The 20,847-nt window shown below is 73.0% G+C and carries 15 protein-coding genes; 3 read left to right on the top strand and 12 right to left on the bottom strand.

What is annotated here, in order from left to right:
• Nucleotides 1–42: 42 nt before the first annotated feature.
• Both FXF68_RS41750 and FXF68_RS41755 read right to left on the bottom strand, forming a co-directional pair.
• Nucleotides 43–261: a hypothetical protein gene (locus FXF68_RS41750; RefSeq protein ID WP_148768372.1), complete on the bottom strand. Its 219-nt coding sequence runs from the start codon at nucleotides 259–261 to the stop codon at nucleotides 43–45.
• A 52-nt stretch (nucleotides 262–313) separates the two neighbouring features.
• On the bottom strand, nucleotides 314–1,105 hold the full coding sequence (locus FXF68_RS41755) for an aldo/keto reductase (protein ID WP_246179269.1): 792 nt from the start codon (nucleotides 1,103–1,105) through the stop codon (nucleotides 314–316).
• Nucleotides 1,106–1,283: 178 nt separating this feature from the next.
• Between FXF68_RS41755 and FXF68_RS41760 the strand changes: the two genes are divergently transcribed.
• The gene (locus FXF68_RS41760) at nucleotides 1,284–2,192 is read left to right on the top strand and encodes an acetamidase/formamidase family protein (RefSeq protein WP_148768374.1); all 909 of its coding nucleotides are present in this window, start codon (nucleotides 1,284–1,286) and stop codon (nucleotides 2,190–2,192) included.
• Nucleotides 2,193–2,237: 45 nt separating this feature from the next.
• Here FXF68_RS41760 and FXF68_RS41765 read toward each other — a convergent pair whose 3' ends face one another.
• The 10 genes from FXF68_RS41765 to FXF68_RS41810 all read right to left on the bottom strand — a co-directional run bounded on the left by FXF68_RS41765 (nucleotide 2,238) and on the right by FXF68_RS41810 (nucleotide 18,753).
• The gene (locus tag FXF68_RS41765) at nucleotides 2,238–5,438 is read right to left on the bottom strand and encodes a family 78 glycoside hydrolase catalytic domain (protein WP_148768375.1); all 3,201 of its coding nucleotides are present in this window, start codon (nucleotides 5,436–5,438) and stop codon (nucleotides 2,238–2,240) included.
• Nucleotides 5,439–5,512: 74 nt separating this feature from the next.
• Entirely contained in the window at nucleotides 5,513–6,931 is a 1,419-nt protein-coding gene (locus FXF68_RS41770; protein ID WP_148768376.1) for an L-fucose/L-arabinose isomerase family protein, read from the bottom strand.
• 222 nt (nucleotides 6,932–7,153) lie between these two features.
• Nucleotides 7,154–9,205 (bottom strand): bifunctional aldolase/short-chain dehydrogenase, encoded by a 2,052-nt coding sequence (locus FXF68_RS41775; protein WP_148768377.1) that lies wholly within the window; start codon nucleotides 9,203–9,205, stop codon nucleotides 7,154–7,156.
• Nucleotides 9,202–12,312 carry an alpha-L-rhamnosidase gene (locus FXF68_RS41780; protein WP_187438383.1) on the bottom strand — a complete coding sequence of 1,037 codons (3,111 nt, stop codon included), beginning with the start codon at nucleotides 12,310–12,312 and terminating at the stop codon, nucleotides 9,202–9,204. Before FXF68_RS41780 ends, FXF68_RS41775 begins: the two co-directional genes overlap by 4 nt.
• Nucleotides 12,312–13,478 (bottom strand): L-rhamnose isomerase, encoded by a 1,167-nt coding sequence (rhaI, locus tag FXF68_RS41785; protein ID WP_148768412.1) that lies wholly within the window; start codon nucleotides 13,476–13,478, stop codon nucleotides 12,312–12,314. The genes FXF68_RS41780 and rhaI overlap by 1 nt, the downstream gene beginning before the upstream one ends.
• 14 nt (nucleotides 13,479–13,492) lie before the next feature.
• Complete coding sequence (locus FXF68_RS41790; protein ID WP_148768379.1) at nucleotides 13,493–13,867, bottom strand: L-rhamnose mutarotase; 375 nt, start codon at nucleotides 13,865–13,867, stop codon at nucleotides 13,493–13,495.
• A gap of 2 nt (nucleotides 13,868–13,869) precedes the next feature.
• Complete coding sequence (gene rhaS, locus FXF68_RS41795; RefSeq protein ID WP_148768380.1) at nucleotides 13,870–14,955, bottom strand: rhamnose ABC transporter substrate-binding protein; 1,086 nt, start codon at nucleotides 14,953–14,955, stop codon at nucleotides 13,870–13,872.
• A 95-nt stretch (nucleotides 14,956–15,050) separates the two neighbouring features.
• Complete coding sequence (locus FXF68_RS41800; protein WP_148768381.1) at nucleotides 15,051–16,049, bottom strand: ABC transporter permease; 999 nt, start codon at nucleotides 16,047–16,049, stop codon at nucleotides 15,051–15,053.
• The gene (locus tag FXF68_RS41805; protein ID WP_148768382.1) at nucleotides 16,046–17,194 is read right to left on the bottom strand and encodes an ABC transporter permease; all 1,149 of its coding nucleotides are present in this window, start codon (nucleotides 17,192–17,194) and stop codon (nucleotides 16,046–16,048) included. The genes FXF68_RS41800 and FXF68_RS41805 overlap by 4 nt, the downstream gene beginning before the upstream one ends.
• 5 nt (nucleotides 17,195–17,199) lie before the next feature.
• Nucleotides 17,200–18,753 carry a sugar ABC transporter ATP-binding protein gene (locus FXF68_RS41810; RefSeq protein WP_148768383.1) on the bottom strand — a complete coding sequence of 518 codons (1,554 nt, stop codon included), beginning with the start codon at nucleotides 18,751–18,753 and terminating at the stop codon, nucleotides 17,200–17,202.
• 297 nt (nucleotides 18,754–19,050) lie between these two features.
• On the opposite strand from FXF68_RS41810, the gene FXF68_RS41815 reads away from it, so the two are divergent.
• Together FXF68_RS41815 and FXF68_RS41820 are read left to right on the top strand one after the other, a co-directional pair.
• Complete coding sequence (locus FXF68_RS41815) at nucleotides 19,051–20,115, top strand: LacI family DNA-binding transcriptional regulator (protein WP_148768384.1); 1,065 nt, start codon at nucleotides 19,051–19,053, stop codon at nucleotides 20,113–20,115.
• A gap of 10 nt (nucleotides 20,116–20,125) precedes the next feature.
• Nucleotides 20,126–20,839 carry a (Fe-S)-binding protein gene (locus tag FXF68_RS41820; protein WP_148768385.1) on the top strand — a complete coding sequence of 238 codons (714 nt, stop codon included), beginning with the start codon at nucleotides 20,126–20,128 and terminating at the stop codon, nucleotides 20,837–20,839.
• Nucleotides 20,840–20,847 lie beyond the last annotated feature (8 nt).

The following is a 20,847-nucleotide window of genomic DNA, read 5'->3' on the forward strand; positions in this document are numbered from 1 at the left end:
CGCGCAAGCCTCGCAGCAGGCCCCGGCCTCGTCGCGGCCTCGTCAGCGGGCGCGCAGCTCGGCCAGGTCGACCACGTCGGACAGGTCGGCCACGGAGAGGTAGTAGCCGCGGCCGACGAACGCCCCGTTCCGCGTCACGAGGAAGGCGCTCTCGCCGTGGACCCCGGCGAACTCGGCCCACACCCGGTGCGCGCCGCTGAGGCGCACGGCCGTGACGCGCAGGCCGTCCGGCCCGCTCCAGCTTTCTTGATCGTCCCCCATGCACGGAACGTTATGCTCCGTGACTCTCCGTACATGGGAGCGGGGTCGGCGGTCAGGCCATCTCGAAGGTCGCCGGGTCGGGGCCGAAGCGGGTGTTCTGGTCGAGCTCCCCGATCGCCTTCATGTCGTCCGGGGACAGCTCGAAGCCGAACACGTCGATGTTCTCGGCGATCCTGGAGGGCGTCACCGACTTCGGGATGACGACGTTCCCGATCTGGAGGTGCCACCGCAGGACGACCTGCGCCGGGGTGCGGCCGTGGTTGCGGCCGATGCGGTCGAGCGCCGGGTCGTCCAGCAGCCCGTGGCCCTGGCCGAGCGGCGCCCACGCCTCGGTGCGGATGCCGTGGTCCCGGTGGAAGGCGCGGAGGCCGTCCTGCTGGAAGTAGGGGTGCAGCTCGATCTGGTTGACGGCCGGGACGGCGTCCGCCTCCTCGATGATCCGGCCCAGCGTCTCCACGGTGAAGTTGGAGACGCCGATGGCGCGGACGCGGCCGTCCCGCTTGAGCTCTTCGAGCGCCCGCCACGTCTCCAGGTAGGTGCCGCGGCCCGGCATCGGCCAGTGGATCAGGTAGAGGTCCAGGTAGTCCAGGCCCAGCCGGGACAGGCTCGCGTCGCACGCCCGCAGCGCGCTGTCGTACCCCTGCTCGTCGTTCCAGAGCTTGGTGGTGATGAACAGCTCCTCGCGCGGGACGCCGGAGGCGCGCAGGGCGCGGCCGACGCCCTCCTCGTTGCCGTAGGCGGACGCGGTGTCGACGCTGCGGTACCCCTGCTCCAGCGCGGTCCGCACCGCCTGCTCCGCCTCCGCGTCCGACGCCTGGAAGACCCCGAAGCCGAGCTGCGGCATCGCGGTCCCGTCGATGAGATCAACGTTCGGTACGCTCACGTGTCCCCCTTCCGCTCGCTCCATTCGGGCGATCGTGCCCGGGAAACCGCCGCCGGAACATCGCGGGCGGCGCGGCGCGCCGCCGGGGCGCCGTTGATCATAGGCTCGTCTCGGAATCCCGACCCCCGTTGGAGGAGCGATGCACATCCGCCGCACCAGCGTGCACAACACCTGGGACAACGCGATCCCGCCCATCGCGACCATCGCGCCCGGCGACGAGCTCACCGTGGAGACCGCCGACGCCAGCGGCGGGCAGCTCGGCCCGGACTCCGACACGGCCGCGGTCGCCGCGCTCGACTTCGGCCGCGTGAACCCGGTGACCGGCCCCTTCCGGGTGGACGGCGCCGAGCCCGGCGACGCGCTCGTCATCGACGTCCTCGGCATGGAGACCGGCGAGTGGGGCTGGACGGCGAGCATCCCCGGCTTCGGGCTGCTCGCCGAGGACTTCCCGGACCCGCACCTGCGGATCTCCAAGATCTCCGGCGGGACGGCGGAGCTGCTGCCCGGGCTCGCCGTGCCGGTGCTGCCGATGATCGGGACGATCGGGGTGGCGCCCCCCGAGCCGGGCGGGCACTCGATCGTCCCGCCGCGCCGCTGGGGCGGGAACATGGACGTCCGGCACATCGGGCCCGGGGCGCGGCTCATCCTGCCGGTCGGCGTCGAAGGCGCGCTCCTGTCCCTCGGCGACGCGCACGCCGCGATGGGCGACGGCGAGGTGTGCGGCACCGGCATCGAGACGGAGGCGACCGTCCGGCTCCGGGTGGACGTCCGGCGCGGCGGCGCCCCCGTCACGCCGATCATCGAGACGGCCCCGGCCGCCCAGCGCACCGGCGCGGCGCTCGCCACCACCGGCATCGGCCCGGACCTCATGGAGGCGGCGAAGGACGCGACGCGCGCCCTCGTCACCGAGGTCGCCGTCCGCGCCGGGATCGCGCCCGCGGACGCCTACCTGCTCGCCAGCGTCGCCGCCGACCTGAAGATCTCCGAGGTCGTGGACGTCCCCAACTGGATCGTCTCCGCCCACCTCTCCCTCGACCACCTCTCATGACGGCCGGCGGGCCGCCGCCGAAGCGGCCCGCCGGGACCGCCGCCGTCAGGACGCGGGGTTCTCGAACGTCCAGTCGCCGGAGCCGATCTCGAAGAGGGCGCGTCCGCCCGCCACGCCCAGCCGGCGGGCGTCGGCGGGGGCGCTCGGCCCGGAGTTCCCGCCGAGGAGCGGGAACTCCACGCGGGCCTTCGCGCCGGGCGGGACGGTCACGTCCAGCCGCAGCCTCCGGCCGGTGCGCCGCCACGAGGACGCGGCCCGGCCGCGCGGCGTCTCGTAGGTCGCGGCGGCGCGGGTGACGTCGCCGACGACGGACGGCCGGACGAGCAGCGTCTCGAACCCGATCGAGTCGTCGGTCTGCCCGAGGCCCGCGAGCCCGGCGTGGAACCATTCGTCGATCGCGCCGAGCATGAAGTGGTTCTGCGAGAGGCCGGACGTGGGCCCGTCCCAGTTCTCGGTCAGCGACGTCGCGCCGTGGACGACCTGGTACCCGTAACTGGGGTTGCCGGTCTGGGTGGCGAAGGCGTGGACGACGTCGTCGCGTCCCGCCGCGGACAGCACGTGGAACACCGACGGCAGCGCGATCTCGCCGACGGTGAGGTGGTAGCCCTTCGCCTTGATCGAGTCGACGAGGTGGGCGAGGACGGCGTCCCACTTCGCCGCCGGGACGACGCCCATGTCCAGCGCGAACGCGTCGCACGCCTGGCTGCCCGACCCGTAGGTGTCGCCGGTGGCGTACTTGGCGTTGAACGCGTCGCCGATGTCCCTGGCGAGCGCCTGGTACTTCGCGGCGTCCGCCTCTTGGCCGATGACCTTCGCGATCCGGGCGAGGGCGGAGACGGCCCGGTGGTAGCCGAAGGTCGCGGTGACGCCGTTCGGGGTGCTGGTGTCGAACGCGATCCAGTCGCCGAGGCCGTAGTCGAGCAGGTGCCCGCTCGCCTTGCGGGTCAGGTAGTCGACGTAGCGGACCATGTTCGGGTAGTAGGCGCGCAGCGTCGCGGTGTCGCCGTAGGCGCGGTACATCTGCCAAGGAGCGAACACGATGACGTTGCCCCAGTTGGGGTCGTCCCTGAAACCGCCGCCGAAGACGGTGAACTCGGGCGCGATGTCGGGGACGAGCCCGTCCTCGGTCTGGGCCTCGGCGATGTTCCGGACGATGTCGCCGTAGTAGGCGGCCACGTCGTAGTTGCGCGCGACAGCCGGGAAGACGAGGTTGGCCTGCTCCAGCCAGCCGAGCTTCTCCCGGTGCGGGCAGTCGGTCAGGACGGAGTACATGTTGCTCTGCACGGCCCGGTCGATGATCTTGTGGATGTCGTTGAGCAGGCCGTGCGAGCTGGTGAACGTGCCCGCCGTCTCGTTCGCGGCGCGCAGCACGATCCCGGTGACCGTGCCGTCGTCCGGCGCGGACGGCAGCCCTTCGAGCTGGAGGTAGCGGAAGCCGTGGTAGACGAACCGGGGGTGCCACGTCTCGGTGCCGCGCCCGGACAGGGTGTAGGAGTCCCAGATCGGCGAGCCGGTGGTGTGCTGGCTGACGGTGCCGTCCGCGGCGAGCAGCTCGCCGGGGCGCATCGTGACCGTCGTCCCGGCGGGGCCGCTGACGCGCAGCTTCGGCCATCCGGCGAAGTTCACGCCGAGGTCGACGACGTACACCCCGTCCTTCGGCCGCGTGATCTTCCGGGTGCGGAGCACGGCGACCGGCTCGATCGGCGGGGACGTGCGGGCGGCGAGGCTCGCGGTGGGGGACGCGACCTCGACCGCGCCGGTCCAGTCGCCGTCCCCGATGACGCGGCGGGCGTCGTGGTCCTCGCCGCCGTACCAGTTGGCGAAGGTCGTCGCGCCGAGCGCGGCGCGCCAGGACGGGTCCGACGCCACGGTCTCGCGCGTACCGTCGGTGTAGGTGACGTCGAGCTGGGCGAGGAAGGTCGGCTTGCCGTCCGAGCGGGTCAGCTTCTCGTAGCGTCCAGGGGTCGGCGGGACGTGCGCCATCCCTGGGCCCAGCTCGACCCGCACCGTGTTGCCGCCCCGATGCAGCAGCTCGGTGACGTCGTAGGTGGAGTAGACGAGCCGCTTCTTGTACGTGCTGTACGGCGGTTCCAGGACGGCGTCGCTGACGGGACGCCCGTTCACGGTGACGTCCAGGACGCCGAGGGCGGTCGCGTAGAGGCGGGCCGTCCGGACCCGCTTCCCCAGCTTGAAGCCGCGCTCGAAGACCGGCAGTGCCTCGGGCCGCCCGTGCAGCGGCGGCGGCGCCTCCTGCCCCTTGACGGTGGCGGCCGTGTCGAAAGTGGTGCCGTCGCCGGACGTCTCGACGGTGAAGTCCTCGGGGAAGTTCGGGGTCTTCTCGTCGTCGGTCAGGGCGTCGGTGCGCGGATACAGCACCACGCGGTCGAACCGCCGCTCCTCCCCCAGGTCGATCCGGAGCCAGATGGGGCTCGCGAGATCCTGGTCCTTGCGTTCCATGCTCGTGTAGCCGAACGGGGCGTCGTCGCTGGTCAACGAGCCGTCCGTGATGGCCTTCGGCTCCCACTGCCCGCCGACCGTGTAGCTCTCGGACGCGGTCACCTGCGCCTTCAGCGCCACGTTCGCGCCGGACGCGCCGTCCCGCACCTCCACCTCCGCGAGCTGGAGCCGCGACACCTTGTACGGCCAGCCCTCCTTGATCGGCAGGCCGAGCCGGGTGACGTTCAGCCGGACGTACCGCGCCGTCCTGGCCGGGAACGCGACCGTCGCGGACTGCGGCCTCGGCTCGCCCGACCACGCCGGGTGGCCGATCCAGCGGGCCGTCCAGTCGGCGGCGGCCAGCAGGCCCGTCTCGAAGTGGGACGGCTCGCTCCACGCGGACGCGCGGCCCTGCCCATCCCACACCCTGACCTGCCAGGACGCCCGTTCGCGCGAGCGCAGCGCCCGGCCGGCGTAGCCGGCGGACACGGCGGCGCCCGCGACCTTGCCCGAGTCCCACAGGTCGGGACGGGCGAGCCGGTCGTCCGCGCTCGCGACCCGCACCTGGTACGCCGTCTGCACCGCGTTGCGCGGCCCGGCGGCGAACCGCCAGCTCAGCGTCGGCCGCGCCGCGTCGATGCCGAGCGGCGACCGCAGGTGGTCGGCGCGCAGGTCGACCGGGCGCGGCGTCCGGGCCGCCGGGCCGCCGGGAGCGGCGGACGCGGGCGCGGCGATCGCGCCGCCCGCCGTGACCGCCGCGGCGGCGACCCCGCCCGCCTGGACGAACCTTCTCCTGGACAACTCGCTCATGACGTGCTCCTCAGCGCTGGTTGGAACGAAGGTCAGAAGGTGGGAGCGGGCGGGGGACGGGAGCGGGCCGTCCGTCAGGGGTTCACGTGGACGAGGTCGATCTCCAGGAGGTCGGCGACGGCCTCGAGGTCGGCGATCATGTGCCCGGTGCCGAGGGCCCAGTGGTGGGAGATCCCGGTGGCGCTCCAGGCGTCGGTCCATTCGCCGGGGTCGCAGCCGAAGTCGACGCGGGACGTGGTGTTGCCGATCCGCAGCAGCGGGCCGTCGACGGTCTCGCCCTCGGACGCGGCGAACGCGAACGTCCTGTCCCGCCGCTGGACGACCCCGAACGCGGTGACCGGCCCGTGCCGCACGTCGAACTCGACGGACACGCCGTAGCCGCGCTTGCCGTGGTAGACGCCGAGCCCGCGGAGCAGCGGGCGCTTCGCGCTGATCGCGAGGTGGGCGGGCCCGTCGTGCCCCATCTCGACGTGGCCGCGGGTGAAGTCGAGGGCCTGCAGCTCGGTGAACGAGCCGCCCGCGCCGAGCCGGTCGGCGACCAGCATGGCGAGGGACGTGCGCAGCTCGTACTCCCCCGCCGCCGGGACGCCGCGCGCGGTGAGCAGCGACGCGCCGAGGATCATCCCCGCGCCGAGCCGCTCGTGGACCTCGCCGTCCAGGCCGCGGTGGTAGTAGGCGAGGCTGTCCAGCGCGAAGTCCTCGACGAGGCGGTCGAGGCCGACGGACACGCGCGCCGCCCAGGCGAGGTCGTCGTCGTTCACGGAGGCGTCCAGCTCGAAGATCCGCTCCGCCTCGGCCTTCTTCGCGGCGGCCTCGGCGTCGGTGACCTTCTCCACCCGGACGCGCAGGTCGTCGAACTCCAGCACCTCGACGTGGCCGCCGAAGTTGGCGGTGACCAGGGTGAGGTCGGTGGAGACGTCCAGCATGCCGGGATAGAGGTGGCCCATCAGGCCGTGCCTGCCGCGGCGGAGCGCGGCCCGGACCCCGGCGGCGCGGACCCAGCGGGCGATCCTCGTCCAGGCGCGCTCGTCCTCCAGGTGGCCGGAGACGGAGCGGAACGGGACGCCGCAGCGCGCGAACGCGTTCGCCATCTCCGGCAGCGGGCAGGCGCCGCAGTAGGCGAGCCACTGCCCGGTGTCGAACGTCGCGTGGTCCATCGACTCGGTCGGCTGGAGGTTGATCAGCAGGACCGGCGCGTCCGCGCGCTGCGCGACCGGGACGAGCATCGTCGCCGTCATGTAGGTCGTGAGGAAGCCGACGATGAGGTCGCAGCCCGCGGCGCGGAGCCGTTCGGCCGCCTCCGCGCCCTCCCGCGCGTCGGAGACGAACCCGGCGTCCACGACGTCGGCGCCGAGCCCCCGCATCCGCTCCGCGACGCGCTCGGCGGAGCGTCTCAGTCGCGGCAGCAGCTCCGGGAACTGCGGCCAGTACGCGCCGAGTCCCCCTGCCACCAGGCCGACCTTCACCGGCGGCCGGGGCGTGTTTTCCGGCATGTCCTCTCCTCGTCGTCATTCGCGGACGGATCGTCGAATCGGGGGAAACTTCTGGACCCGACCCTTCGTTGTCGGGTCGGGTTCCTTTTGGTCGAGCGGGCCCTTCAGGGACGGCCGGCGGCCCGGGTGGGGACGGTGCGGACGCGGCGATGTGAGCGCCGCGGCCTCGCGGTCCGGGCCGCCGACCGGTCTCCCTCGGCGACCGGCCTCCCTTCCGCGCGGTCAGCGCAGGAACGCGGCGGCGACGCCCGCGTCCACGGGGACGTGCAGACCGGTCGTGTGGGTCAGGTCCCCGCCGGTGAGGGCGGCGACGGCGGCGGCGACGTGCTCGGGCAAGACCTCGCGTTTCAGCAGCGTCCGCTGGGCGTAGAACTCGCCGAGCCGCTCCTCCTCCACCCCGTACACGGCGGCGCGCTCGGCGCCCCAGCCGCCCGCGAAGATCCCGGAGCCGCGGACGACGCCGTCCGGGTTGACGCCGTTGACGCGGATCCCGTGCTCGCCGAGTTCGGCGGCCAGCAGCCGCACCTGGTGCGCCTGGTCGGCCTTGGCCGCGCCGTAGGCGATGTTGTTCGGCCCCGCGAAGACGCCGTTCTTCGACGCGATGTAGACGATGTCGCCGCCCATCGCCTGCTCGACCATGACGCGGGCGGTCTCGCGGGAGACGAGGAACGAGCCGCGCGCCATGACGTCGTGCTGGACGTCCCAGTCCCGCGCGCTGGTCTCCAGCAGCGGCCGGGAGATCGACAGCCCGGCGTTGTTGACGACGAGGTCGACGCCGCCGAACGCGAGGACGGCGGCCCGGACGGCGGCGGCGACCTCGTCCTCGGACGTCACGTCGGCGGCGACGGCCACGGCCGCGTCGGCGGGCCGGTGGGCGGACCCGCCGATCTCCGCCGCGACCTTCTCCGCTGCCCCGGCGTCCCGGTCGGCGACGACGACGCAGGCGCCCTCGGCGGCGAGGCGGCGGGCGGTGGCCGCGCCGATCCCGGACCCGCCGCCGGTGACCAGCGCGACCCGTCCCGCGAGCGGCTTCGGCTCCGGCCTGCGCCGCAGCTTGGCCTCCTCCAGCTCCCAGTACTCGATGCGGAACTTCTCCGCCTCCGGGATCGGCGCGTACGACGACAGCGCCTCCGCGCCGCGCATCACGTTGATCGCGTTGACGTAGAACTCGCTCGCGACGCGGGCGGTCTGCTTGTCGGCGCCGAAGGAGAACATGCCGACGCCGGGGACGAGCACGATCGCCGGGTCCGCGCCCCGCATCGGCGGCGAGCCGGCGGTGGCGTGCCGCGCGTAGTACGCGGCGTACTCCTCGCGGTAGGCGGCGTGCAGTTCGCGGAGGCGGGCCTCGGCGTCGTCGAGCGGCGCGTCCGGCGGCAGGTCGAGGACCATCGGCGCGACCTTGGTGCGCAGGAAGTGGTCGGGGCAGGACGTGCCGAGCGCGGCGAGCCGGGGATGCTCGGCGCGGGAGACGAAGTCGAGCACGGCGGCGGAGTCGGTGAAGTGCCCGACCTGCCGCCGGTCCGTGGACGCCAGCCCGCGCAGCAGCGGGAACAGCGCCGCCGCCCTCGCCCGCCGCTCGTCGTCCGGAAGCGCCGGGTGGACGACCTCGCCGAACGGGTCGGCCCTTCCGTGCTCGGCGATGTACGCCTCGGCGGTGCGGATGATGGCGAGCGAGTTCGCCTCGCACTCCTCGCTCGTGGCGCCCCACGCGGTGATGCCGTGCCCGCCGAGGACCACGCCGATCGCGTCCGGGTTCGCCTCCTTGATCGCGGCGATGTCCAGGCCGAGCTGGAAACCGGGGCGCCGCCACGGCGCCCAGGCCACCCGGCCGCCGAAGATCCGCCGGGTCAGCTCCGCCCCGTCCGCCGCCGTCGCGATCGCGATGCCGGAGTCGGGGTGCAGGTGGTCGACGTGCGCGGCGTCCACGAGGCCGTGCATGGCGGTGTCGATGGACGGCGCGGCGCCGCCCTTCCCGTGCAGGCAGTAGTCGAACGCGGCGACCATCTCGTCCTCGCGCTCGACGCCCGGGTAGACGTCCGCGAGCGCGCGCAGGCGGTCGAGGCGCAGGACGGCGAGGCCGCTCTCGGTGAGCGTGCCCAGGTCGCCGCCGGAGCCTTTCACCCACATCAGCTCGACCGGCGACGCGGTCACCGGGTCCTGCACCACCGCCTTGGCGGACGCGTTCCCCCCGGCGTAGTTGGTGTTGCGCGGGTCGGACCCGAGCGCGCGCGCACGCTCGATCAGCTTCCCGACCTCGGGCGGGCTGCCCGTCATCGTCCTCTCCTCACCTGGAATCGATGGGTGCCCGGACCGGCCTCGAACCGGCCGGGGCCGAGCGGCCGCGCGCCGTCCAGCGCGACGGCGGCGGCGGGCAGGCGCACCTCGGCCGCGGCGCCGACCGGCACCTCGGCGCGGAGCTCCAGCCGCCCGCCCTCCCGCCGCCAGCTCACGGCGGCGCGGCCCCGGACCGTGTCGATCGACGCCTCCGCGCGGGCCAGCCCGGCGGGCAGGCAGGGGCGCATCAGGATCCGCCGGTAGCCGGGCGCGGCCGGCTCGATCCCCGCCACGTACCGGTAGAACCACTCGTCGACCGTGCCGAGGAAGCCGTGGCCGCGCGAGCGCGAGCCGAGGTGCCACATCTCCCACAGCGACGTCGCACCGTTGGCGAACCAGAACCCCCAGCTCGGCTCGGTCGTCTGCGTCGCGACCCGGTAGGCGAGGTCGGCGTGGCCGTGGTCGCACAGCACCGGCAGCAGGTACTTGGTGCCGAGCACGCCGGTGTCGAGGTGGCCGTCGTGCGTCTCGGCCACGTCCTGGACCAGGTTCGCCACCACCGCTTTGACGTGCTCGGACGGCACGAGCCCGAACGCCAGCGCCAGCACGTTCGGCGTCTGCCGGTACGCGTCGTCGGCCCGGTACAGGCCGCGCCCCGCGTCGAGGTAGGCGGCGTTGAACGAGCGGGCCACCTCGGCGGCTTTGCCGCGCAGGCGCCGCGCGTCGGCGTCCTTGCCCAGCTCGGCGGCGATCTCGGCGAGCTGGACGTGCGTCCGGTACACGTACGCGGTGCCCATCAGCGCGTTCACGGCGGCGCTCTGCGCGGACGGCGCGTTGTAGTCGCCCCACTCGTCGGTGCTGAGGCCCTTGCCGTCCAGCCGTCCCGCCTCGTAGGCGGCGTACCGGGCGAGCGAGTCGTAGTACTCGGCGAGCGCCCAGGGCGCGTCGTAGTACCGGTGCAGGTTCCACACCGTCGCGACGTACTGGTTCGCCCAGGACGGCGACGGCGGACGGAACCCCGGGCGGGGCTGCGGCGCCCACGAGGCGATGTTCCCGTCCTCGCCCTGCGTGTCGCGGATGTCGGTGAGCCACTTGGCGTAGAAGCGGCGCATGTCGTAGTTGGCGAAGGCGGAGTCCTCCATGAGGCCCGCGTCGCCGGTCCACGGCAGCTTCTCCTCCATCGAGCCGTCGGTCGGCACGGAGACGTGGTTGTTGAGCAGGGTGGACCGCGCCGCCTCGTGGATCTGGTTCAGCAGGCCGTTCGCGCAGGTGAATCGGCCCGTGCTCGCGAAGGCGGTGTGCAGGCGGAGGGCGCGGAGCGCGTCGCGTCCGGGCGTGCCGGGGTAGCCGCGCACCTCCACGAACTGGAAGCCCTTGTAGGTGAACGACGGCTGCCAGACCTCGGTGCCCTTGCCGCTCAGCACGTAGGTGTCGGTCTGGTCGCGCCCGCCGGGGTGGACGGTGCCGTCCGCGTCGAGCCGCTCGCCGTGCCGCAGCCGCACCTCGGTGCCCGCCGGGCCGCGGACCTTCAGCCGGACGACGCCCGCGATGTTGACGCCGAAGTCGTACACGTACACGCCCGCCGCCGGGTTGGTGATCCCGACCGGGCGGAGCGAGTCGGTGATCTTGATGGGCTCGATCGCCTGGGCCCGCACCTCGACGCCGGCGGTCCGGATCGGCTTCGCGGGCGTCCAGGCCGCGTCGTCGAAGCCGGGCGAGGACCAGCCGGGGACGGCGAGCCGGGCGTCGTGGTGCTCGGTGTCCGGGGTGACCGCGCCCGCGTAGGACGGGCCGGGAGCGGTCCGCCAGGTGCCGTCGCCGACGATCGCGGCGCCGTCCGCGACGAGGCGGAACAGGAGGCGCTGGCGGCCGTCCCAGCCCGTGCCGGGCTCCGGCACGGGATCGCCGGGCCCCATCTTCCCGGCGCCCATCCCGCCGAACCAGCCGCGTCCGAGCGCCACCCCGACCGCGTTGCGCCCCTTGGCCAGATGGCGCGTGACGTCGTGGACGACGTAGCCGACGCGCCGCGCGTAGTCGGTCCACGCCGGGTCGAGGACGTGGTCGCCGACGCGCTCGCCGTTGATGAACAGCTCGTGGTAGCCGAGCCCGCAGATGTAGGCGCGGGCCCGCGACGGCCGCGCCCGCAGCGTGAACTCCTTGCGCAGCAGTGGGTTGTACGGCCGGGGGAAGGCGACGGCGTTGGTGATCCGCAGCTCGCCGTCCGCGACCGTGCCCCCGCTCCACCGGTAGGGCGCGCCGCCGACGAGGTCGTCGTCGAAGGGCGGGCCGCCGCCGGTGACGGTGATCCGCCGCAGCACGCCCGCCTCGCGCCCGTCGGTGCGCAGCCCGACGGTGCCGGACGCGAACGTGCCGTCGGACAGCGTGTCCACGAGGTCGCCGTTCACATATGTGCGGATGGTGGCGCCGCGCGCGTCGATCGCGACCTTCAGCGGGGTGCCGATCACCCGCTCGACGGGGATCGGCACGCTCTTCAGGACCGACCAGGAGCCGTTCACCAGCTTGTGCGGCCGCAGCAGCGAGCCCTCGGAGAGCTGCCACATGTAGCCGTTGGCATCTCCGTCCGCGCGGAAGAACAGGCCGAACGCCAGCTCGGTGACGGTGAGGTCGGCCTCCAGGCGGAAGTCGTCCCAGACCGGCACGGTGGAACCCGGCCAGATCCAGCCGGTCCCCCAGTCGCCGACGCCCGTCTCCCACCAGCCTGGATCGCTCCATCCGGACGTGCCGCCCGCCGCGTCCCAGGCGCGCACCTTCCACTCGTACCGGCGGCCGGGCAGCAGCTCCGGACCGCCGTACACGATGTTGCGCGTCTGGGCGGAGGCGACCCGGCCGCTGTCCCAGACGACGTCCCGCCCGGAGGTGACCACGACCTGGTACGCGGTCTGCGCGTCGCCGCGGCGCGGCGAGGCCAGCCGCCAGCCGAGCCGGGGCGCGGGCTCGTCCATGCCGAGCGGGTTCGGGGCGTCCTGGACGTCGAGCGCGGTCACCCGCATCCCGCCGCCGGGCGCCGCCGCCCGCGCCGTGCCGGGCACGCCGAGCGCCACCCCGGTCACGGCCGTCGCTCCGAGGAAGCCCCTTCGAGAGATCATCACGCGCCCCATCCCGCCGCCTGGCCCGCCGTCCGCTCGGCGCGCACCTTCTCGAAATAGCCGGACGCCTTGTACGCCGCGACCGGGTCCGGGTGCAGGCCCATCTCCTCGCGCAGCTCCGCCAGCAGCGGCCGGACGTCGGTGTTGTACGCGTCCATGAACACCGCGTTCGCTTCGAGGACGTCACCGGCGTCCTGCGCGGCGCGCAGCGCGACGGCATCCACGAGCAGCGCCTTCGCCGTCGCCTCCTGGACGTTCATCACCGAGCGGATCTGGCCCTGGATCTTCGGCTCGATGTTGTGGCACTGGTCGAGCATGAACGCGACTCCCGTGGCCGGGTCGCATCCGCCGCCCCGCACCACCTCGTACATGATCCGGAACAACTGGAACGGGTCGGCCGCGCCGACCATCAGGTCGTCGTCGGCGTAGAAGCGCGAGTTGAAGTCGAACCCGCCGAGCTTCCCCTCGCGCAGCAGGAACGCGACGATGAACTCGATGTTCGTGCCCGGCGCGTGGTGCCCGGTGTCGACGACGACCTGCGCCTTCGGGCCGAGCTTCACGCAGTGCGCGTAGGACGCCCCCCAGTCCGGCAGGTCGGTCATGTAGAACGCGGGCTCGAACAGCTTGTACTCCAGCAGGAACCGCTGGCCGTCGCCGAGCCGCGCGTAGACGGCGGCGAGCGCCTCGGCCAGCCGGTCCTGCCGGGTCCGGACGTCGTCCTGGCCGGGATAGTTGGTGCCGTCGGAGAACCACAGCTTGAGGTCGCGGGAACCGGTCGCGTCCATGATGTCGACGGCTTCCAGCAGGTGGTCGAGCGCCTTTCGGCGGACGGCCGGATCCGGGTTGGTGACGCTGCCGAGCCTGTAGTCGTCGTCCTGGAAGACGTTGGTGTTGACCGCGCCTATCCGCACCCCTTTCTCCTTGGCGTGCGCGGCGAGCGCGGCGTAGTCGTCCACCCTGTCCCAGGGGATGTGGACGGCGACGCTCGGCGCGACGCCGGTGAACCGGTGCACCTGCGCGGCGTCGTCGATCTTCTCCCACGGGGTGCGCGGGACGCCCTCCTGCGCGAAGACCTTGAACCGGGTCCCCGAGTTCCCGTACGCCCACGAGGGGGTCTCGATCTGCTGGCGGCGCAGGGCGTCCTTCACCGCGCTGGTGTCAACCACGGTCACGTGACCTCTCAATCCAGGTGGAAGACCTCGGGAAGCAGCGCCATCCCCTGGTCGGGACGGCCGTCGAGGTCCTCGAAGAACGGCGCCATCTCCGCCTGCCAGCGCGTGTTGACCTCGGTGCGGGCCATCGCCGCCCGGGCGGCCTCGAAGTCGTCGGTCTCCAGGTAGCCGACGAGGAGGCCGTCCTCGCGCAGGAAGAGGGAGTAGTTGTGCCAGCCGCTGTCGCGCAGGGCGTCCCGCATGTCGGGCCAGACCGCCTGGTGGCGCCGCTTGTACTCCTCCAGGCGGTCCGCCCTGACCTTCAGCAGGAAGCAGACGCGCTTCCGGCCGCGTGCCCCCTGTGGGGGGACGACCCCCCACACCCCCCGGTTCGCTTCGCTCATTCTTAGAAGTGGTATTCGTCGATGTTCTTGGCGTCGAAGACGGTCGGCGGGCCGAGGATCACCTCGCCGTTGGCGCCGATCGTCCGGTCGCCGAGCTTGCCCGCCTTGAACCTCTCGCCCTGCGCGCCGGTGATCTGCCCGGACGCCAGCGCCGCCGCCGCGTACGAGGCGAGGTAGCCGAGGTTCTTCGGGTCCCACAGCTCGAACTGCTTGACGGTGCCGTCCTTGACGAACTTGCGCATCTGGTCGGGCGTGCCGAGGCCGGTCAGCACGACCTTGCCCTTGTACTTGGACGCCGAGATGTATCGGGCCGCCGCCGCGATGCCGACCGTGGTCGGCGAGATGATGCCCTTGAGGTTCGGGTACGCCTGGAGCAGCCCCTGCGTCTGCTGGAACGACTTCTGGTCGTCGTCGTCGCCGTAGGCGACCTTGACGAGCTTCATCTTCGAGTACTCGGGCTTCGCGAGCTCGTCCTTCATGAACTTGATCCAGGTGTTCTGGTTCGTGGCGTTCGCCGTCGCCGACAGGATCGCGATCTCGCCCTCGTGGCCGATCTGCTCGGCGAGGAGCTTGACCTCGCTGCGGCCGATCTCCTCCGAACTCGCCTGGTTGATGAACAGGTCACGGCACTGCGGGTTGGTGTCGGAGTCGTAGGCGACGATCTTGATGTTCTTGGACCGGGCCTGCTTCAGCGGCCCGCACACCGCGTTCTCGTCGTTCGCGGCGATGAGGATCGCGTCGTGCCGCTGCTGGATCAGCGTGTTGATGTAGGAGACCTGCGAGGACGCCGACGCGTCGGACGGCCCGACCTCCTTGGCCTCGCCGCCGAACTCCTTCGCCGCCGCGATGCCCGCGTCGTCGACGATCGTCTCGTAGGGGTTGTTGACCTGCTTCGGCAGGAACGCCAGCTTGAGGCCCTTCTTCAGCGGCGCGTTCGGGTCGGCCGACGCCGTCCCGCCGGACGTCCCCTTGTCGGACGCCGACGAGGAGTCCTTCGTGGTCCCGCCGCAGGCGGCGAGGCTCAGGGCCAGGGCTCCGGCCGTGGCGACCGCGGCCAGCCGGCGCGGGGCGCGCAGACGAATGGTCATCAGGGTGCCTCTCAGGGTTCTTTCTTCCGGGGGTGGGTCGCGGCGGGGGGCCTCGGTGACGGGTCCTCGGGTGACGGGTCCTCGGGGTCGACGGGTCAGGGCACGGCGGCGGGGGCCGCGGTTCGCGCGCCCCGCCGCCTGCCCCGTGCCTCGCGCGCCACGGCGATCAGCCGCGGCGTGAGGACGCTGACGATGAGCAGCAGCCCGGTGACGATCGACTGGACCTCGGTGGAGACGTCGTTGAGCATCAGCAGGTTGCGGAGCAGGCCGATCAGCAGGACGGCGGCGATCACGCCGCCGAGGGTGCCCTTGCCGCCGTCGAAGTCGACGCCGCCGAGCAGCACCGCGGCGATGACGGTGAGCTCCAGGCCGAGGCCGTTGTCGGCGCGGGCGCTGCCGTAGCGGAGCGTGTAGACGACGCCCGCGAACCCGGCCACCAGCCCTGACACGACGAACAGGACCAGCTTGGCGCGCTTCACGCGGATGCCCGCGAAGTAGGCGGCGTCCTCCTGCGCGCCGATCGCGAACAGCGCCCGTCCGGCGCCGGTGGCGTGCAGGACGATCCCCGTCGCGGCGGCGAGCACGGCGAACAGCGCGATCGGGTACGGGATCGGCGTGCCCGGCACGGACGACGTCGCGAGGTCGGTGTAGGCGGCCGGGAACTCGGAGATCGCGCCCGTCCCGAGCGTCACGTAGGCGAGGCCCCGGTAGAGGGTCATCGTGCCGATCGTGACGGCGAGGGACGGCAGCCCGAGCCGCGTGACCAGGAGCCCGTTGAGGAGGCCGCAGACCACGCCGACGAGCAGCACCAGCGGGATGATCATCTCGATGGCGAGGCCCGCGTCCCACAGCTTGCCGGTGAGGGCGCTGCACAGGCCGAGGATCGAGGCGACCGACAGGTCCACCTGGCCGCAGACGACGAGCAGCGTCATCGGCAGCGCGATCAGCGCGATCTCGCTGAGGTCGTCGAGAGCGAACGACAGGTTGTCGCCGTTGGCGAAGTCGGGCGAGAACCCGGCGCCGCCCGCGAACACCGCGACCAGCAGGGCGGTGACGGCGGTCTCCCAGCGCAGCATGCCTCCGAGGCGGCTCATGACCGTCCCTCCCGCGCGGGCTCGTCCCGCCGCCCGTGCTCGATCTGTCTGGGCTTGGACTCTCCGGGCTCGGTCTGTCCGGGCTCGGCTTGCCGGTGCACGGTGGACTCCAGGGAGCGCTGCTTGAGCGCCCGGGTGACGCGCAGCGCCAGCAGCCGGTCGACGCTGATGGCGAGCAGCAGCAGGACGCCGGTGATCGCGTCCTGCCAGAACGAGTCGACCTTGAGCACGACCAGCACGCTGCCGATGGTGGTGAGCAGCAGGGCGCCGAGCGCCGCGCCGTACACGGTGCCGACGCCGCCGGTGATGGCGATGCCGCCGACGACGACCGCGCTGACGACCTTGAGCTCCCAGCCGTGCGCGGCGTCCGCGACGACGGTGCCGAACCGGGCGAGCCACAGCACCCCGGCGAGGCCGGCGAGCGCGCCGCTGACGAGGTACGCGGTGAGGACGCGGCGGCGGATCGGGACGCCGGCGAGCAGCGCCGCCTCCGGGCTGGACCCGATCGCGTAGAACTCCCGTCCGGACGAGTAGGACCGCAGGTAGTACCCGACGGCCAGCATCACGGCCACGGTGATGATCGGCAGGTAGGGGACGCCGAGCACGCCGTCGCTGCCGAGCTTCAGCACCGCGGACGGCAGCTCCGCCGCGCCGATCTGGTCGCCGTGCGCGATCCGGTAGTCGAGCCCCTGGATCACGTACAGGGTGCCGAGGGTGACGACGAGGGCGGGCACCCGGCAGAAGCTGACGAGCAGCCCGTTCACCAGCCCGCACGCCAGCCCGATCGCGACGCCGACGAGCAGCACGAGCACGATGTTCCGGTCCCCGCCGGACGCGAACCTCCCGGTGCTGAACGCGACGAGCCCGACGACCGACCCGACCGACAGGTCGATGTTGCGGGTGACGACCACCATGCTCTGCCCGACGGCGAGCAGCACCAGGATCGAGGCGTTGAGGAAGATGTCCTTCACGCCCTGCCCGGACAGGAAGCGCGGGTTCGCGATCGTGGTCCCGACGACCAGGACGGCGAGCGCACCGAGGATGCTCAGCTCCCGGGCGCGCAGCGCCGTCTCGACCAGCCGCCGCCCGCCGCCCGGCGGCCCGCCCGCCCCCGGCCGCGCCGGAGACTCCGCGAGTACGGTCATGAGGGTCAGGCCGCCTTTCCACTGCCGGGGCGGCCGGTCGCGGCGGCCATCACGGTCTCCTCGGTCGCGTCCGCGCGCGGGATCTCGGCGGTGAGCCGCCCCTCGTGCATGACGAGGACGCGGTCGGCCATGCCGAGCACCTCCGGCAGGTCGGACGAGATCATCAGCACCGCCAGGTCGCGGGCGGCCAGCCCGGACAGCAGCCGGTGCACCTCGGCCTTGGTGCCGACGTCGATGCCGCGGGTCGGCTCGTCCACGATCAGGACGGCGGGCTCGGTCGCCAGCCACTTGGCGAGGACGACCTTCTGCTGGTTGCCGCCGGACAGGACGCCGACCGCGTCGCTGAGGCGGGAGTACTTGAGCTGGAGCCGCAGGCCCCAGTCGGCGGCGCGGTCCCGCTCGACCCGGCGGGAGATCAGGCCGCCCCGCCCTGTCTCGCGGCGCAGCGTCTTGAGCTGCGTGAGCCCGATGTTGCGCTCGATGGACATGTCCATGACGAGGCCCTGCTGGCGGCGGTCCTCGGGGACGAGCGCGAGCCCCGCCGCCATCGCGGCCGTGGGGCTCCCGGGCGGGAGGGCGCGGCCGTCGACCTCGACGCTCCCGGCGTCCCAGCGGTCCACGCCGAAGAGCGCGCGGGCGACCTCGCTGCGCCCGGCGCCGACCAGCCCGGCCAGTGCGACGATCTCGCCGCGCCGGACGTCGAAGGACACATCGGTGAACGCTCCCTCGCGGGTCAGCCTGCGCACCTTCAGCGCGACCTCGCCGGGCGTCACGTCCTGCTTGGGGTAGAGGGCGTCGAGGTCGCGGCCGACCATCCGGCGGACGAGGTCGTCCGGGGTGAGGTCGGCGACGAGGTCGGTGCCGACGAAGCCTCCGTCGCGGAGCGTCGTGACCCGCCGGCACAGCTCGAAGATCTCCTCCAGCCGGTGCGAGATGAACAGCACCGCGCAGCCCTGCTCGCGCAGCGTGCGGGTCACCGCGAACAACCGGGCCACCTCCTGGCCGGTGAGCGCGGCGGTGGGCTCGTCCATGATCAGTACCCGGGCGTCCCGGGAGATGGCCTTGGCGATCTCGACGACCTGCTGGTCGGCGATGGACAGGCCGCGGGCGGCCTGGCGCGGGTCGAGCGGGACTCCGAGCCGCTCGAACAGCCGCGCCGTCTCGGCGTGCATGGCGCGGCGGTCGATCCGGCCCCGCCCTGAGAACAGCCGCCCGGTGCGAGGTTGGCGGCCCATGAAGATGTTCTCGGCGACCGACAGGTCGGGGAACAGCGTGGGCTCCTGGTAGATGACCGCCACCCCGGCGGCCTGCGCGTCGGCGGGCCCGCCGAAGGCCGTGGCGGCGCCGTCCACGCGGACCTCGCCCGCGTCCGGGCGGTGCACGCCTGCGAACGTTTTTACGACCGTCGACTTGCCCGCGCCGTTCTCCCCGGCCAGAGCGTGCACCTCGCCCGCGTGGAGTTCCAGCGTCACGTCCTGGAGCGCGCGCACGGCGCCGAACGATTTACTCACGTTGACCAGCGCCAATGTCGGCGGCGCCGACTGTGCGGGTGCTGTCATCAGGGCCCTCCTCGGGAGGCAGGTCCAAGACGTTCCGGTTAAAAACGTTTTAACAAGCTGTTGCGGAGGACGCTAGATGTGAGCCGGAGCACCCGTCAAGAGCCGATCTTCCGGAGGGACCCTCTAAGATCGCTGCGAACCCCGGCCGGATAAGGGCCCGCGGGGCTCTCGAAGTCGTCCGCGACCGGCACCGGCCACCGGTGTTTCGGCCTCCGGTGCCCGGTCCATGGGTTGACACGTTTTAATCCATGACCCACAGTGGGCCGACATCGGCGGACGGACCGGGGGCACAGCAGAGTGAGCACAGACGGCGCCGGGCGTCCCGGCGCGGCGCGCGGGACGGTCGGGATCAAGCAGGTCGCGGCGCACGCCGGCGTCTCGCCGGGCACCGTGTCCAACGTGCTCAACCGTCCGGAGCGGGTCGCCGAGGCGACCCGGATCCGGGTCGAGGACGCGATCCGGGAGCTCGGCTTCGTCCGCAACGGGTCGGCGTCCACGCTGCGCGCCGGGCACAGCAGCACGATCGGGCTGATGGTCCTCGACCTCGCCAACCCGTTCTTCACCGACGTGGCCCGCGGCGTCGAGGACACCGCGAGCGAACGCGGCTACGCGGTGATTTTGTCCTCGTCCGGCGAGTCGGACGAGCGGGAGCTGCGCAACCTGCGGGTGCTCGCCGAGCAGCGGGTCCGCGGCGTGCTGCTGACCCCGGTCGGCGACGACGGCGCGGCTGCCGGGCGGCTGCGCGAGCGGAACGTCCCGGTGGTGCTGCTCGACCATCCGACGCCCCGCGCGAACCAGTGCTCGGTCGCCGTCGACGACGTCGCGGGCGGCGAGCTGGCCGCCGGTGAGCTGCTGGACGCGGGCGCCCGCACGATCGCGTTCGTCACCGGGCCGACGGCGCTGCGGCAGTGCGCCGACCGGCGCAAGGGCGCGCTGCGGGCGCTGCGCGCCGCCGGGCTCGGCCGCGAGGCGCTGCGCGAGATCCCGGTCGGGGCGATGAACGCGCGGGCCGGGCAGGAGGCGGCGCGGCGGCTGCTGGACGCGGGGCCGCCGCTGCCGGACGCGATCTTCTGCGCGAACGACCTGCTCGCGCTCGGCGTCCTGCGGGTGCTGCTGCAGGCCGGGATCCGGGTCCCGGCTGACGTCGCGCTGATCGGGTACGACGACATCGAGTTCTCGGCGGCGGCCGCCGTCCCGCTGAGCTCGGTGCGGCAGCCCACCTACCAGCTCGGCCGGATCGCGACCGAACTCCTGCTGGAGGAGTGCGACGACCCGGCGGGCCACGCCCACCAGCAGGTGATGTTCCAGCCGGAGCTGGTCGTCCGCGAGTCGAGCCGGTCCGAGGCGGGAGGCGCGTCGTGAGGGTGGCGCCGTGAGAATCGGGTTGTTCCTGACGTGCGTGAACGACACGTTCTACCCGGGGACGGGGAGGGCGGTCGTGCGGCTGCTGCGGCGGCTCGGCCACGACGTGGAGTTCCCGTCCGGGCAGACGTGCTGCGGGCAGATGCACCTCAACACCGGCTACCCGCGGCAGGCCCTGCCCCTGGTGAAGGGGTTCGCGGAGACGTTCGAGCCGTACGACGCGGTCGTGACGCCGTCGGCGTCGTGCGGGGCGATGATCCGCGACTGGCATCCGCGGCTCGCGCCGCGCGCCGCCGGGGTCGCCTCGCGCGTGTACGAGCTGTCGGAGTTCCTGGTGGACGTGCTCGGAGTCACCGACGTCGGCGCGTACTTCCCGCACCGGGTCACCTACCACCCGACGTGCCACTCGCTGCGGATGCTCCGGGTCGGGGACCGGCCGCTGCGGCTGCTGCGCGAGGTCCGCGGCATCGACCTGGTCGAACTGCCGGACGCGGCCGAGTGCTGCGGCTTCGGCGGGACGTTCGCGCTGAAGAACTCCGAGGTGTCGGCGGCGATGGGCGCGGACAAGGTCACCGCCGTCCGCGAGACGCGGGCCGAGGCGCTCTGCGCGGCCGACAACTCGTGCCTGATGCACATCGGCGGCGCGCTGACCCGCACGCGCGCCGGTGTCCGCACCGTCCACCTGGCCGAGATCCTCGCGTCGACGGAGGAGGACCCGCTGTGACGATGCCG

Source organism: Actinomadura decatromicini (genome assembly GCF_008121305.1).
Lineage (GTDB): Bacteria > Actinomycetota > Actinomycetes > Streptosporangiales > Streptosporangiaceae > Spirillospora > Spirillospora syzygii.